The following is a 15,645-nucleotide window of genomic DNA, read 5'->3' as shown; positions in this document are numbered from 1 at the left end:
AACGGTGTTAAGTCCTTAACGTCGTTAAGGTTGATTGAACGGTGTTAAATTGTCAAGCGGAGAAGGGAGGCGAGGATGGCCCTCGATCGCGAGACCGTGCTGGACACCGCCCTGCGCCTCATCGACGAGGTCGGGCTCGACGGCCTGTCGCTACGACGGCTGGCCAAGGAGCTCGGCGTCCAGGCGCCGGCCCTGTACTGGCACTTCGCCAGCAAACAGGACCTTCTCGACCACCTCGCCGCCGCCGCCGTCGAACGCGCCGACCGCGGCTCCAGCGGGCGTCCCGAGCCCGGCCAGTCCTGGGACGAGTGGCTCGCCGAGGGGATGCGGATACGCCGCCGCACGATGCTGGCCCACCGCGACGGCGCGCGGCTCGCCGCCGGCAACCGGCCCACCGCCGACAGCCTGCCGCGCATCGAGCGCACCCTGAGCGTGCTGGTCGAGGCGGGGTTCGACCCCCAGGACGCGGTACGCGCCATCATCGTCCTCGGGCACTACGTGAGCGGCTTCGCCCTGGACGAGCAGGCCGACCCCGAACGCGAGGACGACGCGCCACCCGCCCTTGATCCCGGCGAGCTCCCCCTTCTCGCCGCCGGCGGAGCGGTCGCACTCGACCGCGACACCCTGTTCGAGTACGGCCTGCAGAGGATGCTCGACGGTATGCGCGCCCAGCTCAGCGCCGTACGGCCCCGGTAACCAGCCACGCGTCGTTGCGCGCGCGCAGGCCGAGCGTGATCAGGCGGGCGGCCATCCACACCCCGATCGCGAGCCAGAGGGCGACCAGCCCGCCGCCGTAGACGTGCACGAGCCAGGCGACGGGCAGGAACGCCGCCGTCTGGATGACACCCGCCACCGCGAGGTACGCCTGGTCACCGGCGCCGATCAGAACGCCGTCCAGCACGAACACCACACCCGCGATGGGTTCGAGCAGCGCCACCACGATGAGGGCGGCCAGCAGCTGCGAACGTACCGCCGGGTCGGAGGTGAACACCGCCGGCAGCCACGGCCGGCCGGCCAGGACGAGCAGGGCGAACACCACGCCGGACGCGATCCCCCACTCGATCATCCGCCGGGTGGCCGCCCGGGCGCCCGCCACGTCCTCGGCGCCGAGGTAGCGGCCGGTGATGGCCTGCCCGGCGATCGCGATGGCATCCAGCGCGAAGGCCAGCAGCGACCAGACGTTCGAGGCGATCTGGTGGGCGGCGATCTGGACGTCGCCCATGCGCGCCGCCACGGCCGTGCCGATGACCAGGACGACCCGCAGGCTCAGCGTGCGGATCATCAGGTTGAAGCCGGCGCTCGTCGATGCCCGCAGCCCCTTGGCGTCCGGCCGCAGCGGCGCGCCGTGACGCCGGGCGCCGCGCGCGACCGCGGCGGCGTACAGGACCGCTCCGCCCGTCTGCGCGAGCACGGTCCCCCAGGCGGAACCGGCGATGCCCCAGCCGAGGCCGAGCACGAACAGCGCGCCCAGGGCGCCGTTGAGCGCGAACATGCCGACAGAGACGTACAGCGGCGTACGGGTGTCCTGCATGCCGCGCAGCACGCCGGTGCCGGCCAGCACGATGAGCATGCCCGGTACGCCGAAGAGGCTGATGTGAAGGTAGGTCTCCGCCTGCGGCGCCACCGAAGCCGACGCGCCGAAGGCGTCGACGAGGGCCGGCGTGAGCGGCCAGCCCACCGCGATGATCAGCACTCCGATGACCGCGGCGAGCCAGATGCCGTCGACACCCTGCCGGACGGCCTCCCGTACGTTCCCGGCGCCGATCTGCCGCGCGACGGACGCCGTGGTGGTGTACGCGAGGAAGATGCACAGGCTCACGAACGTCGACAGGATCTGACCGGCGACGCCGAGCGCGCCGAGGGGGACCGTGCCCAGATGACCGATGATCGCCGAATCCGTCAGCAGGAACAGCGGCTCGGCCACGAGCGCCCCGAACGCCGGGAGTGCGAGGCGCAGGATCTCCGGGTCGTGCGGGTGCCGAAGTGCCATGACTCGAAACCGTAGGGCACCGGCGACAGCGGTCGCTTACCGGGCACTGTGGGCGACCTGTGGATGACGGGCGTCTGTGGTTTCTTCAACTCACAGGTGGTGGACGGCGTTTCCGCAGCTCAAGCAGGTAATTCGGCGAGGTGACAGAGAAATCCACAGGCTGTCCACAGGCGCTGTGCACAGCCGTGTCGGCGTGTTGCACAGGCCGTCCACAGCGGGCTCCACAGCCGCCTTTGCGTACGGGCCGCACAGCACCCAAACTGTCGTAGCGGTGAGATAGACGTGGAGGATGTGAGCGGTTGGGGCGACGGGGGGTGCGGATGTGAGTGTCACCGAGATGTCATCCCACGAGCGCGAGTTCGAGCGCACGCCGCCCCACGACCTGGCGGCCGAGCAGTGCGTGCTCGGCAGCATGCTGATCTCCCAAAACTCCGTCGCCGAGGTCATCGAGCTGCTCCAGAGCCGCGACTTCTACCGGCCGGCACACCAGACCGTCTACGACCGCATCCTCGACCTGTACGGCCGGGGCGACCCGGTCGACGCCATCACCATCAAGGACGAGCTGCTCAAGCGCGGCGAGCTCAGCCGCATCGGCGACGCGCCCTACCTCCACACCCTGGTCGCCTCGGTTCCCACGGCGGCCAACGCCGGTTACTACGCGAAGATCGTCGAGGAGAAGGCCATCCTCCGGCGGCTGGTCGAGGTGGGCACCCGCATCGCCCAGCTCGGCTACAGCACCGACGGCGCCGACGCGGACGACCTGCTCGACCGCGCCCAGGCCGAGGTGTACGCGATCGCCGACAAGCGCACCGGCGAGGACTACGCCCCGCTGAGCGACATCATGCCGGGCGCCCTGGACGAGATCGAGGCCATCGGCAGCCGCGGCGGCCAGATGGTCGGCGTCCCCACCGGCTTCACCGACCTGGACGCCCTGACCAACGGCCTGCACCCCGGCCAGATGGTCATCATCGCGGCCAGGCCCGCCATCGGTAAGTCAACACTTGCACTGGACCTGGCACGGGCGGCGGCGATCAAGCATCAGCTCGCCACGGTGGTCTTCAGCCTCGAAATGGGGCGCAACGAGATCACCATGCGCCTGCTGTCGGCGGAGGCGCGGGTCGCGCTGCACGCGATGCGCTCGGGCTCGATGAACGACGAGGACTGGACCCGCCTGGCCCGCCGGATGAGCGAGGTCGCCGAGGCGCCGCTGTTCATCGACGACTCACCCAACATGTCGATGATGGAGATCAGGGCCAAGTGCCGCCGCCTCAAGCAGCAGCACGACCTGCGCATGGTCATCATCGACTATCTGCAGCTGATGCAGTCCGGTAAGCGCGTCGAAAGCCGCCAGGTCGAGGTCTCGGAGTTCTCCCGGTCGTTGAAGCTCCTCGCCAAGGAGCTGGAGGTCCCGGTCATCGCCCTCTCCCAGCTCAACCGAGGTCCCGAGCAACGCACGGACAAGAAACCGATGGTGTCCGACTTGCGTGAGTCTGGGTCAATTGAGCAAGATGCCGACGTTGTGATCCTGTTGCACCGTGAGGACGCGTACGAGAAGGAGTCCCCGCGCGCGGGTGAGGCGGACCTGATCGTGGCCAAGCACCGTAACGGCCCCACCGCGACGGTCACGGTCGCCTTCCAGGGCCACTACAGCCGCTTCGTCGACATGGCCCACTGACGAGGACGCACGGCCTGCGGCCCGGTCCGATACCGCGCCGGTGGTCCACGCGATGCGGAGTCAGCGCACCTGCCGGCGCCAGGCCGAGGGGGTGACGCCGCGGGCGCGTTTGAACGCCACGCTGAAGGCGAAGGCGTCCTCGTAGCCGACCTTGCGGGCCACGGTGGCGATGGTCGCCTCGGTGTCGCGGAGCAGGTCCGCCGCCAAGGTCATCCGCCAGCCGGTGAGGTAGGTGAGCGGAGGCTCGCCGACCAGCCCGGTGAAGCGTGCGGCGAAGGCGGCGCGGGACATGCCGACCTCGGCGGCCAGTGCGGCGACCGTCCACCGGTGGGCGGGATCGGCATGCAGGAAGCGCAGCGCGTCGCCGATGGCGGGATCGGCCAGCGCCCGATACCAGGCGGGCGCCGACTCCGGCCTGGCGCACCATGCTCGCAATGCCAGCACGAGCACGAAGTCCAGTAGCCGGTCGAGGATGGCGTCCTGACCGGGTTCGTCACAGGCGACCTCGGTGGCGAGCAGATCCAGCGCCGCACGGGTCCGCGGCCCGGCGGGCACGATTGCCAGCGGCGGGAGCATGTCCAGCAGGCGGTCGCCCACGTCGCCGCGGAGTTCGTAAGCGCCCCGGAGCATGATCGTGGCCCCCGGCAGACCGTCGCCGTACGTGCGGGGGGCCAGACTTCGCTCCGTCGCCACCTCATCGTCTCCGCCGACGACGTATTTCCTCTGTCCCCGGATGACGACCTGGGGTGGGGTGGATGGGTCGTCGGCGATCGTGTACCGGCCGACGGTGCTGATGAGGGCGATGTCACCGGCGGCGAGACGCACGGCCGCGGCGTCGTCGAGCCGGATCGAGGCGTGGCCGCCGAGCGTGGCCATGACCGTCAGCGGAGGAGCGTCGGCGAAGGTGAGCGACCACGGCGGTCGCTGGATCAGCTGCCTGACCGGTGCGTTTCGGGCGCGGGCCCGGTGCAGCAGGTCGCTCAGAACGTCCACGCCACCCACCGGTAGACGATCACAAATGTATTGACGACATTCTCCCATGGATCGTCTTTGAGTCCGAGAGTTCTCTGGGAGATGTGAAGAACACTCTCATCCTCGGCGGCACCGGCACGACCGGCCGCCGCATCGCCCGGCGTCTTCAGGCCGGCGGCCGGCCTGTACGGACGGCGTCCCGCACCGGCGCCGACATCCCCCTCGACCTGGACGACCCGGCGACCTGGGCGCCCGCGCTCGACGGAGTCACCGCCGCCTATGTCCTGGAACCCCGCCTGCGGACGGACACCGACGGCCGGTCGCGCGTTCCCAGATTCGTGGCCGCGGCGGTCGCAGCGGGAGTACGGCGGCTGGTCCTGCTGTCGGCCCACGGCGTCGGTGCGGCCGACGACAGTCATCCCCTCAAGGCCGCCGAACAGGCCGTACGCGGCTCCGGTGTCGAATGGACCATCCTGCGACCGGACTGGTTCTCGCAGAACTTCGGTGAGACCTTCTGGCTGCCACAGGTCCTCGCCGGGACCCTGTCCCTGCCCACCGGTGACGGGTGCACGCCGTTCGTCGACGCCGAGGACATCGCCGAGGTCGCCGCGTCGGCGCTGACCGAGGACCGCCATGGCGGCCAGACCTACCAGCTGACCGGCCCGCGGGCGATCGGCTTCGGCGAGGCGGCCGACCTCATCGGCAAGGCCACCGGGCGCGCGATCCGTCACGTCGACGTCGACCCCGAGGTCTTCACCGAGCGCCAGGTCGCCCACGGCGTCCCCGTCGACGTCGCCCGGCTGCTCACCGGCCTCCACGTGGCCATCCGCGACGGCCGGGGCGCCCCGGTCTCTGACGGCGTGGAACGGGCCCTCGGCCGGCCACCCAGGCCATTCGAGGACTACGTCGCCGAGACCGCCGCCGCGGGCCACTGGAACCGGCCGGCGACCGGGGCCTCCCGGTAGGCCCACAGCGGACCGGCCGCGGCAGGGGCCCCCATGCGCCCTGCCGCGGCCGGCCCCCCACATGAGCCGCGATCAGTCCGCGACGAGGCGCGCCCGCTGTCCTTCCCGCTCGCGCTGGCGGCGGACGACATACGTGCCCGGCGCGCAGCCGGTGGCACCGTGTTCCGGGTGGAGCAGGTAGACGACGGCCGAGGCATCGAAGGCGCCGATCGCGAGGCCGTCGGCGTCCGTCATCGTGGTCGTCCACCGGCACGTGCCCGGCTCGGCGACCAGCGTGTGCGGGTTGCCCCCGGCCGCGCCGCGGAGCAGCTCGACTCCTTCGGAGGGGACGCTCGTCCAGACGGCCGTCGGCCAGAGCCGTACCGACGAGGCGATCACGGAGTACGGGATGACGATGAGGTCGCCCTGGGCCTGAAGCCCGTCGACGACGGGGATGCTCACCGACCGCTCGAGATGGTCGAGCACGGCGAGGCCGGTCTGTTCGGAAAGGGAGCCAAGAGTCACAGTCATGAAGGTCACCTCAGGTTCGGCGGAGAAGAAGGGAGTACTGCTCGGCGGACAGCCCGTAGGTCCAGCCGGCGGCGGCGATCGGGTCATTGAGGAAGCCCGGCACGGTCAGGCCGTACCGGCGGCGGCGGCCGTCACGTTCGAGGGAGCCGTTGACCGCGAGGAGCACCCTGGTCTCCTTGCGCATGTCATAGAGGTGGAGCTGCGAGTCCGGATTGCCAGGGTCCGGCGCGGAGGCGACCGGCCGCAGGCAGGCCTGGTCGATGTAGGACGCCCAGCCGATCCGCTCGATCGCGCATCGCCGGACCTCGACGTTGGCCTCCTGCGTGATCCGCCAGGCGGTGGGATCAGTGATCACCCACGGGGGCACCTGCGTCCCGTGCCAGGCGTGTACGTCCCACCCGTCCGCATAACGCAGCGCGGGGCCGTCCGGATGGTGCAGGCGCACCGCGCGTTCGTCGACCGACGCCTCGGTCTGCATCGCGACGGGCCGCTCGGAGACGACGCACACGTCCTCGCGGGGCCACCACCATCCGCACGTACGGGCAAGCGTCGCCCACAGCTCGAACTGCCGGGTCTGTTCGGGGGTGAAGGGCAGGCCGGTCAGCCGGCGGAGGGCGTCGTAGTGGGCGACCTTCGAGACGCACGGCACGTCGTACCAGGCGAATCTCATGTGAAGCGGCGAGTCGTGGGCGGCTCGGAGTGGTGTGAGGAGTGCGTTGATGACGGACAGTCGAATCGGGGCGCGGATTTCGTGATGGGCGAGTCGATCCATTGGGTGGTAGGCGACTCCGAACCGCCTGTCGAGCTCCACCGACAGCGCGCTCATCAGTGCGGAGAGGCGTCGCGGCAGTGGCCATTCCGCTACCTGCTCGATGGTCTCCGAAGGCCGTGGACGTAGACCCGGCGGGACGGTCGTCAGGGCGGTGACCGGTGAGGACACCCAGTGGAAACGCGGTGGGTCCAGCCCGATCAGGTGGTACAGGCCGGAGATGGCGGCCTCTGCGGCCGTACGGTCGGCGGGCAGCGTGGACAACGCCCAGCCCAGCCATTCTTCGCGGATTTCGGCAGCTTCGCGCTGCACACGAACGCTCACCAGATGAAGGTGACGTCGTCCTTTCTCACGATCATGTCGAGAATGGTGACACAGGAATACGGATCCTGTCCAACAGGCGATTCCGCCATCGGCCCGGAAGCCCGTACGGCCAGAAGGCGGAAAGCCAGGTCGGGGCCGTTGCGATGAGCGGGTGACCGCGAAGAGCGCCGGAATGCCCGGCGTCGTCGCGAAGCCGCCCGCCTCTCGCGGCGAGGTGCTCGATCACACCTCTCGGCCCCGGCCCGGCCACAGGCCCACCGGCTGTCGCGGCGTCCCCGCGGTGAGAACCACCAACGGCGGCGACCACACAGGCCGTTCCGGGCCTACGCCCGGATGTGAGCCTTGGCGAACATCTCTAGGTGCGGGTCACCAGCCCCAGCCGCCATTCCAGCTGTCCCAGCCGCCGCCCCAGCTGTCGTCACCCCAGTCGTCGTCACCCCAGCCGCCGTCGCCCCAGCCACAGTCACCGTCCCAGCACTGCGGGGCGACCGCGACCTGTGCGGGCGCGGGTGCGGCGCTGACGGTCTGGGCGGCGGGACGGAGCTGCTGTGCGCCGGCCGGTGCGGCCGCGCCCACCGCGAGTGCGGCGAGACCAGCGAAGGCGGAGCCGGCTATGGCCCCTGCCATCCGTGTCCGGATTCTCATTGAGACCCCCCTCGGTCCTTTTCACGGCCAGCCCCGTCGGCACACACCTGATGAGCCGCTCGGTTCCGGGGCCGTACAAAGCTCGTGAAAGTCGTCCGATCTTCATCAGGCTATGCCGGTAAGCCCAGGTCGCGCGGTTCCCCATGGTTGACACATGTACGTACACCTACGGGTGACTTTGTGCCTGAATATGGAAGATCGTCGAGGTTTTCGCTGTTGTGCACAGCCATCGGGCGTCAAAGGGGAGACAAATGCCGCAGGCGGTCAGATTCGATGAGTACGGCGGAATCGACGTGTTGCAGGTCGTGGAGGTGGACCGGCCGGTCCCGGGACCCGGCCAGGTTCTGGTGCGGGTGAAGGCGGCCGGTATCAACCCGGGCGAGGCGGCGATCCGCAAGGGGGCGTTCGCCGAGAGGTGGCCCTCGACGTTCCCGTCCGGTCAGGGCAGTGATCTCGCCGGTGTGATCGAGGAGGTCGGCGAGGGCGTCGGCGACTTCGCGGCCGGCGACGAGGTGATCGGCTTCACCCACAACCGGGCCGGCCAGGCGGAGCTGGTCGTGGTGGAGAGCGCCGATCTCGCCCGCCGGCCCGCCGGTGTCCCCTGGGACGTGGCCGGCGCCCTGTTCGTCGCCGGTACGACGGCGTGGGCCGCGGTACGCGCGGTCGCGGTCGGAGAGGGCGACATCGTCGTGGTCTCCGGCGCCGCCGGTGGCGTGGGTTCGCTGGCCGTCCAGCTCGCCAAGGCCGCGGGAGCCACGGTCATCGGCCTGGCGAGCGAGGCCAACCACGAGTGGCTCTCCGCCCACGGGGTGGTCCCGGTGGCGTACGGCGATGGAGTGGCCGAGCGCATCCGCACCGCGGCGTCCGGCCGGATCGACGCGTTCATCGACACCTACGGCGACGGCTACGTCGAGCTGGCCCTCGAACTCGGCGTCGAGACCGAGCGCATCGACACGATCATCGACTTCGCCGCCGTGGAGAAGTTCGGCGTGAAGGCCGAGGGCAACATGGCCGGAGCGAGCGCCGAGGTCCTCACCGAGCTGGCCGGCCTGATCGCCGATGGGCGGCTCGAGGTGCCGATCGCCAACGCCTACCCCCTCACCGAGGTGCGCGAGGCGTACCGGGAGCTCGAACGCCGTCACACCCGCGGCAAGATCGTGCTCCGGCCCTGACGTAGGCCCCGGCACGCCCCGTGAGGTGCCGAAATCCCGTAGGTGACCGGACGCGACGGGCGTTAGGCTCCCGGCGAAGATGCGTCCGGCGTGGACGCCGCGTCTGCCGGGAGGGAACGCCGTTGCCCGAGATCACCGTCGTGGAGGCACCCCAGTGGCAGGGCTCCGCTTCGGGCACCGCGCGCCGGCTGCGTGAGGGTGCCCGGCTGCTGGCCGGCCTCGTTCCGGCCGCCGCCGAGCGCGTACGCGTGGACATCACGGACGAGACGGGCGACCACGTGCTGGCGGCGAACGCCGCGAAGATCAGGGCCGCGCTCGAAGGCCGCCGAGGTCTGACGCTGGTCGCGGGCGGTGACTGCGGGGTGGAGCTGGAGCCGGTCGCGGCGGCCGTACGGCGGCACGGCGACCGGCTCGCGGTGGTCTGGTTCGACGCGCACGGCGACCTCAACACCCCGGAGTCGTCGCCGTCGGGGGCGTTCCACGGCATGGTGCTCCGCACACTTCTGGGCGAGGGACCGGGCGGCCTGGTGCCGGACCGGCCGCTCCGTCGCGAACAGGTCGTGCTCGCCGGCGCACGCGCCCTCGACCCGGCCGAGCGCGCGTACGCGGACGGTCTCCCGATCGCGTTCGACACGGCCGCGCTGATGAACGCGGTCGGCGACGCGGAGGCGGTGTACGTCCACCTCGACCTCGACGTCCTGGACCCCGGCTCGTTCGCGTCCGTCGGCGCGCCCGAGCCCGGTGGCCTGACGCCCGGCCAGGTGATCGAGATGGTCACCGCCCTCGCCGGGCGCTTCGAGATCGCCGGGCTCGGCATCACCGAGTACGAACCCGCGCGAGCCGAGGACCAGGAGACGCTCGCCGGGCTGGTCGGCGCCGTGGTGGACGCCTGCGAGACGTCGGTGGTCCGCGAGGTCGAGCGCCGGGCCTTCGCGGCCTGGCCCGCCGGTCTCGTACGCGAGGAGTCGGGCTGGCTGCTGCGGCACACGCCCGGCATCCGGCGACGGCGTTCGAACTCCGCCATCCCGCCGGCGGCGTGGGATCCGGGCGCACCGATCGACCACGTCGAGGCGTTCTACCGCGACCGGGACCGGCCCGTCATGGTGCAGCTCGGCCCTGACCAGCCGCTGGACGCGGCGCTGGCGGGCCGCGGCTACCGGATCGACGCGCCGACGTCGGTGATGACGGCCTTCACCGCCGATGTCGTGGCGGCGACCGAACCCGCGCCGGTCTCGCTGAGCGAGCGGCCGGACGCCTGGCTGAAGACCTTCACCGAGCTGGACGAGCACACCGACAGCACTCTGGTCGGCGAGAAGGTCATCGCCCGCATCGCCGCACCCGCCGCGTTCGTGAGCGTGACGCGCGATGGCCGGGCGGCCGGGATGGGCCTGTTCGCCGCCGACTCGGGATGGGCCGGCGTCTTCGCGATGGCGACCCGCCCGTCATCGCGTGGCCAGGGCGTCGCGCGCGCGGTGCTCGGAGCCGGCGCGCGATGGGCCGCGGACCAGGGCGCGGCCCGGCTCTACCTCCAGGTCGAGGAGGGCAACGACCCCGCGCTCGGCCTCTACACGCGTGCCGGCTTCGTCCGGTCACACGGGTATCACTACCGGATCAAGCCGTGAGCCCGCGGTCGGGAGAGCTCGCCTCGATCCAGCGGTAGACCTCGCGTACGCCGTCGGCCAGGTCGGTGCGTGCGGTCCAGCCCAGCTCGGCGCGTGCGCGTTCGACCGCGAGGGCGCTGCGTAGCACCTCACCGGGACGCGCCGGCGCGAACTCCGGGTCGAGCCTGCGGCCTGCGGCCTTGCCGACCACGTCGATCAGCTCCAGCACACTGGTCTCCCGGCTGGTGCCGATGTTCCAGATGCCGGCCAGGTCGGTACGGGCCGCGGTGACGAACGCCTGTGCCACGTCGCCGACGTAGACGTAGTCGCGGGTCTGGCCACCGTCGCCGTAGACCAACGGCCGCTCGCCCTGCAGAGCGCGGCCGCAGAAGATCCCGACGACACCGGCCTCACCGGTCGGGTCCTGCCGGGGACCGTAGACGTTCGCGAGCCGCAGCGCCGCGTGCGTGGTGCCGTACAGCCGGTTGTAGAGGCCGAGGTACTGCTCGGCGCAGTACTTCGCCGTCCCGTACGGCGCCTCCGGCCCGGGGAGTTCGTCCTCGGAGGAGGGCACCGGAACACCGGCACCGTAGATCGCCCCGCCCGTACTGGCGAACACGACCCGGGCCCCGACGGCGCGCGCGGCCTCCAGCACGTTGACCGTGCCGACGATGTTGATCGCCGCGTCGGCCGCCGGCGAGTCGACCGAGACACGTACGTCGATCTGCGCCGCGAGGTGGCAGATCACCTGCGGGCGCGTCCGCTCGACGACCGACTTCAGCCCGTCCGCGTCGGAGATGCCGACCTTGTGGACGGTGGCCGAGGGATCCACCCGCCCCGGCCGCCCGCGGGACAGATCATCCAGGATGACGACCTCGTCGCCGTCGGCGAGAAAGGCGTCGGTCACATGAGAGCCGATGAACCCGGCACCGCCGGTCACGAGAGTCCGCATGTCGGGCAAGCCTAGGCGCTGCGTACCGGCGGTGCCGCCCGCACCCGCTCCCACCGCGGTCGGAGGGCGTCAGTCGCGGGGGCCGCGGTATCCGAGGCGGCCGCGGGTGGCGATGAGGAGTACGGCTGTGGTGGCGCCGTAGCCGATGGCGCCCGAGGTCAGCAGCCACGACTCGTGAACGTGGGTGAACATGGCCGGCAGGAGGAGGCTGGCGACGGTGTTGTTGCTCGCGTGCAGCAGCAGGGCGACGGGCAGGCTCTCCCTGGTGTGGTTGAAGACCCAGGTGATGAGGTAGCTGATCGACACGGCGGAGAGAATGAAGACGCCGAGGTAGAGCCACCAGTGCGCCGTGTCCGGCCGTGTGCCGGCGAGGGACCAGGTGGTGAAGAACAGGGGCAGGTGCCAGCAGGCCCAGACCAGGCCGAGGATGAGAGTACCCAGGGCCGGGCCGTGCCGGCGCTGGATCAGCGGGAGGGCGTAGTCGCGCCAGCCGGGTTCTTCGGCCAGTCCGGTCGTCAGGATCTGGACGAAGAGCATGGGCAGGTAGGCGGCGGCGGCCATGACCGGGGGTGCGTGGAGGACTCCGGTGGCGCCGGGCATCAGGAGCGTGCCGCCCAGCAGCAGGATCGGCACGCCGGTCAGCACGATCAGGTACCAGTACCAGCCCACCCGCATCCGGAACAGGCGCTGCCGCCAGGCGCGCAGCCCGTCCCGCCCGCCGGTGATCGCCGTGACCACCAGCGCCGACCCGAGCGGCCCGATGTAGGCGCCGGGCAGGACACCGGAGAGCTGGGTGCTGCCCAGCAGCATCGGGAAACGGAAGCTCAGCACCCCCAGCCCGTCGGCGGACAGCACGTACGGCGTCCAGGCCAGCCAGCTCGCCGCGTACGCCAGGACGAAGAACGCGATCAGCGGGTGTCGCCGGACGGCCCCGATCGGCCCACCCCGGTTACCGGGGCGTGGCGTGGGAGCCGGGGTGCGGGGTGCGGTGTCGGGTGACTTCACCGCGGTCGGCGTACTCATCGGTCGGGCCTCCATCGCTGGCAGGGGGGTTCTGCGAACAGGTACATCGCACCATCGGCGCCCCTGCCGGGTCGCTCCCGCAGCCTGCTCGACAACGCTCCAGCGCCCTGCAACATCGAGGTGGTGCAGGCTGGAAGAGCCCGGCCTCGACCGGCCCCGACGGGCGGGCGGCGCCGTGGTCAAAGGGTCATGGGGCGGCCCCGTACGCGGTGATCCACTTCACGAAGTGGTACACGGCGCGTAGTTCTCGCCCCGGTGCCCTGCCGCCCGGTCGTAGGCTTCGGTTGGGCGCCGCGAGGGTCACGTTGCGTCCGACGCGATCCGGAGAGGAACCCCCGCCATGAGGATGTTCGCGGACCGCTATGTGGGTGCGGTCGGTCTCGGCTGCATGGGCATGAGCTGGGCCTACACCGAGTCCGAGCGCGATGACCGCGAGTCGGTCGCCCTGATCAGGGAGGCCGTCGACCTCGGCGTGACGTTCCTGGACACGAGCGACGTCTACGGTGCCGGCCACAACGAGCAGCTCGTCGGCCGTGCTCTGGGCGGTGTACGCGACAAAGTCGTGCTCGGCAGCAAGGTCGGCCTGGTGGTCGACCCGGCGACCGGCGACATGGTCCGCGACGGCTCACCCGGGCACGTACGCGAGGCGGTCGAGGCCAGCCTGCGGCGGCTCGGCACCGACGTCATCGACCTGTACTACCTGCACCGGATCGACCCGGAGGTCCCGCTCGTCGAGACGTGGGGCGCGATGTCGGAGTTGGTGGCGGAGGGCAAGGTAGGCCGGCTGGGCCTGTCGGAGGTGACCGTCGCGCAGGCCGAGGAGGCGCACGGAGTCCATCCCGTCTCGGCGATCCAGTCCGAGCTGTCGCTGTGGACCCGCGACCCGCTCGCCGCCGGTGGCGTCGTGGGCTGGTGCGCCGCCAGCGGCGCGGCGTTCGTGCCGTTCTCGCCGCTCGGACGTGGATTCCTCACCGGCGCGGTCACGAAGACGAGTTTCGAGGACAACGACTTCCGCGCCGGGCTGCCGCGCTTCCAGAAGGGCGTCCTGGAGCAGAACTTCCGTATCGTCGACGTCGTCCGTACGGTCGCCGACCGGCACGGCGCCACCCCGGCGCAGGTCGCCATCGCCTGGACCCTCGCACAGGGCGACCACGTCATCCCCATCCCCGGGACGAAGAAGCGCAGATACCTCCACGAGAACACCATGGCCGCCGGCGTCGACCTGACCGACGAAGACCTCGCCGAGCTGGACGCCGTGCCGCCGCCGGTCGGCGCCCGCTACTGAGCGGTCCGCAGTTCCAGGACCGTGGTGCCCTTCGCCGCGCGTCCCGTCATGCCCCCCGAACTCCCCTCAAGGAGTGGCCATGCCCCTGCCCGCCCCCGACTTCGAGCGACTCTTCGCTCCCGGCACCCGCCACACCATCTGGGGTGGGCGCGAGGTCACGATCCGGCTGCGTACGGGCGCCTCCCTGTGGCTGCCCTCCGGCCGCGTCGTCGCCGGTGAGCCGTTCATGTACTTCGCCGGGGACGCCTCGGACGGGTTCGTCCAGCGGGTGCCGCCCGGTCACTACCCGGTCGTGCTCATCCTCGGGGTCTTCGGCGGCGAGGACGGCGAGGACGCCATCGCCCACGCGACCATCGCCGCGGCTCGCCTCGTCATCCGGGACGAGCCCGTCGCCTCATGGGAGATGGCGGTCTACGACGGCCAGGACGTGGCGAAGCTCGGCGACGACGAGTACTTCGGCTACCCCGTGGACGGTGGCACCGGCGGCTTCGTCGACGCACAGGTCATCCCGTCCCTGGACGCCGACGGGGAGTATCTCGACCGGTTGCTGGAGGCCCTCGGCGAGCGTGACAACGACTACACCGCGCCGGTGACCCTGACCGATGCCGAATCCGAGCCGGTCGTGGTCGCGTTCTCCTCCGGCGGTGGCGACGGGCACTACCCGACCTGGGTCGGGCGTACCGCCGATGGCGAGGTGGCGTGCCTGCTCACCGACTTCTTCCTTCTCCCCGACGAGGACGACGAGGACGACGAGGACGACGAGGACGACGAGGACGACGAGGACGACGAGGACGACGAGTCTCCGGAGGAGAGCACGCACATCGCTCTCGGCGACTTCGCCCAGGGCGACCGGCTGCACGCCGGGCAGGCGTTGCGGAGGCAGTCGCTCACCTCGCCGTCGGGGAGATACACCCTCGTCCACCAGGACGACGGAAACCTCGTGCTCTACCACAACACCGAGTTCCGCTCGCTGTGGGCGGCCGGTACCGACGGAACACAGGCCCGGGTCTGCACCCTGCACGGGACCCACGGGCTCGTCCTCCTCGACGGTGACGGCGGACGGGTCTGGTCCTCTGGCACCGAGGGCGGCACCGCGGCCCGGCTGGTCGTGCGCGACGACGGCGACATCACCGTGGAGGACTCCACCGGCACGGCGGTCTGGTCGTCGGGGACCGCCGAGGCCGCGGTGCCGGAGGGACCGGTCGCCATGGGCGATCGGATGCTCCCCGGCCAGACGCTCGGACGGCAGTCCCTCACCTCGGCCTCGGGCCGGTACACGTTCGTCCACCAGGACGACGGGAACCTCGTCCTCTACGACAACGCGGGCCGCGGCGCCGTGTGGTCGTCCGGCACCCAGTGGCGTGGGACCGGCCGGCTGGTTCTTCACCCGGACGGAAACCTCGCGCTTTATGACCGGGAGGCGCGCGTCGTCTGGTCCACCGACACCGCGGGCCACCCGGAAAGCGTGCTCACCGTGCAGGACGACGGTGTCGCGCTGCGCGCCCCGGATGGCGCGGTGTTGTGGAGCGTGCAGGCCGGCCGCCCGCCGGCGGTGGCGTCGCCGTTGGCGCGGCCCGCTCTGGGGCTGCCGCTCTCTCCGCTGACTCCAGGGAGGCCGTTGACCCCGGCGAAGCCGGCATCCGGGAGAGCGATGACCCCGGCAACGCCGGCGACCCCGGCGCTACCGTCGATCCCGGCGCGGCCCAAGTCCCCGAAGCGGCCCGCGGTCCGGCCCGAACCGCCCGAGGACGAGGCCGGGTAG

Annotated in this window: 14 protein-coding genes; 7 read left to right on the top strand and 7 right to left on the bottom strand. The window is 71.2% G+C overall.

The features are described 5' to 3' along the window. Positions 1-75 precede the first annotated feature (75 nt). Positions 76-696, top strand: coding sequence for a TetR/AcrR family transcriptional regulator C-terminal domain-containing protein (locus FB559_RS15150; protein WP_141956220.1), 621 nt, complete (start codon positions 76-78; stop codon positions 694-696). Here the strand turns inward: FB559_RS15150 and FB559_RS15145 are convergent. Next, positions 674-1,990 (bottom strand): MATE family efflux transporter, encoded by a 1,317-nt coding sequence (locus FB559_RS15145; protein WP_141956219.1) that lies wholly within the window; start codon positions 1,988-1,990, stop codon positions 674-676. The genes FB559_RS15150 and FB559_RS15145 overlap by 23 nt on opposite strands. Positions 1,991-2,327: 337 nt before the next feature. On the opposite strand from FB559_RS15145, the gene dnaB reads away from it, so the two are divergent. Next, on the top strand, positions 2,328-3,665 hold the full coding sequence (gene dnaB, locus FB559_RS15140) for a replicative DNA helicase (RefSeq protein WP_141961700.1): 1,338 nt from the start codon (positions 2,328-2,330) through the stop codon (positions 3,663-3,665). 60 nt (positions 3,666-3,725) lie between these two features. On the opposite strand, the gene FB559_RS15135 is transcribed toward dnaB, so the two are convergent. Next, positions 3,726-4,658 (bottom strand): AraC family transcriptional regulator, encoded by a 933-nt coding sequence (locus FB559_RS15135; RefSeq protein WP_141956218.1) that lies wholly within the window; start codon positions 4,656-4,658, stop codon positions 3,726-3,728. An 83-nt stretch (positions 4,659-4,741) separates the two neighbouring features. Between FB559_RS15135 and FB559_RS15130 the strand changes: the two genes are divergently transcribed. Next, positions 4,742-5,602: an NAD(P)H-binding protein gene (locus FB559_RS15130; RefSeq protein ID WP_141956217.1), complete on the top strand. Its 861-nt coding sequence runs from the start codon at positions 4,742-4,744 to the stop codon at positions 5,600-5,602. 72 nt (positions 5,603-5,674) lie between these two features. Here FB559_RS15130 and FB559_RS15125 read toward each other — a convergent pair whose 3' ends face one another. The 3 genes from FB559_RS15125 to FB559_RS15115 form a co-directional block, all read right to left on the bottom strand. Beyond that, positions 5,675-6,112: a hypothetical protein gene (locus FB559_RS15125; RefSeq protein WP_141956216.1), complete on the bottom strand. Its 438-nt coding sequence runs from the start codon at positions 6,110-6,112 to the stop codon at positions 5,675-5,677. Between the two features lie 10 nt (positions 6,113-6,122). After that, positions 6,123-7,205: a DUF6745 domain-containing protein gene (locus FB559_RS15120; RefSeq protein WP_221640031.1), complete on the bottom strand. Its 1,083-nt coding sequence runs from the start codon at positions 7,203-7,205 to the stop codon at positions 6,123-6,125. A 366-nt stretch (positions 7,206-7,571) separates the two neighbouring features. Then, on the bottom strand, positions 7,572-7,832 hold the full coding sequence (locus FB559_RS15115) for a hypothetical protein (RefSeq protein ID WP_141956214.1): 261 nt from the start codon (positions 7,830-7,832) through the stop codon (positions 7,572-7,574). A gap of 269 nt (positions 7,833-8,101) precedes the next feature. Here FB559_RS15115 and FB559_RS15110 point away from each other — a divergent pair, with 269 nt between their 5' ends. Beyond that, the gene (locus FB559_RS15110; protein WP_141956213.1) at positions 8,102-9,022 is read left to right on the top strand and encodes an NADP-dependent oxidoreductase; all 921 of its coding nucleotides are present in this window, start codon (positions 8,102-8,104) and stop codon (positions 9,020-9,022) included. Between the two features lie 122 nt (positions 9,023-9,144). Continuing rightward, positions 9,145-10,644 carry a GNAT family N-acetyltransferase gene (locus FB559_RS15105; protein WP_141956212.1) on the top strand — a complete coding sequence of 500 codons (1,500 nt, stop codon included), beginning with the start codon at positions 9,145-9,147 and terminating at the stop codon, positions 10,642-10,644. Here FB559_RS15105 and FB559_RS15100 read toward each other — a convergent pair. Further along, a complete protein-coding gene (locus tag FB559_RS15100; RefSeq protein ID WP_141956211.1) occupies positions 10,634-11,575 on the bottom strand; it encodes an NAD-dependent epimerase/dehydratase family protein in 942 nt (313 codons plus the stop codon). The two genes, FB559_RS15105 and FB559_RS15100, sit on opposite strands and share 11 nt — an antisense overlap. 69 nt (positions 11,576-11,644) lie before the next feature. Further along, on the bottom strand, positions 11,645-12,598 hold the full coding sequence (locus tag FB559_RS15095) for a CPBP family intramembrane glutamic endopeptidase (RefSeq protein ID WP_141956210.1): 954 nt from the start codon (positions 12,596-12,598) through the stop codon (positions 11,645-11,647). 340 nt (positions 12,599-12,938) lie between these two features. On the opposite strand from FB559_RS15095, the gene FB559_RS15090 reads away from it, so the two are divergent. Together FB559_RS15090 and FB559_RS15085 are read left to right on the top strand one after the other, a co-directional pair. After that, complete coding sequence (locus tag FB559_RS15090; protein WP_141956209.1) at positions 12,939-13,883, top strand: aldo/keto reductase; 945 nt, start codon at positions 12,939-12,941, stop codon at positions 13,881-13,883. Between the two features lie 79 nt (positions 13,884-13,962). After that, a complete protein-coding gene (locus FB559_RS15085; RefSeq protein WP_141956208.1) occupies positions 13,963-15,645 on the top strand; it encodes a DUF4241 domain-containing protein in 1,683 nt (560 codons plus the stop codon).

The organism is Actinoallomurus bryophytorum (assembly GCF_006716425.1).
Lineage (GTDB): Bacteria > Actinomycetota > Actinomycetes > Streptosporangiales > Streptosporangiaceae > Actinoallomurus > Actinoallomurus bryophytorum.
This window is presented reverse-complemented; position numbering and strand designations above follow the sequence as displayed.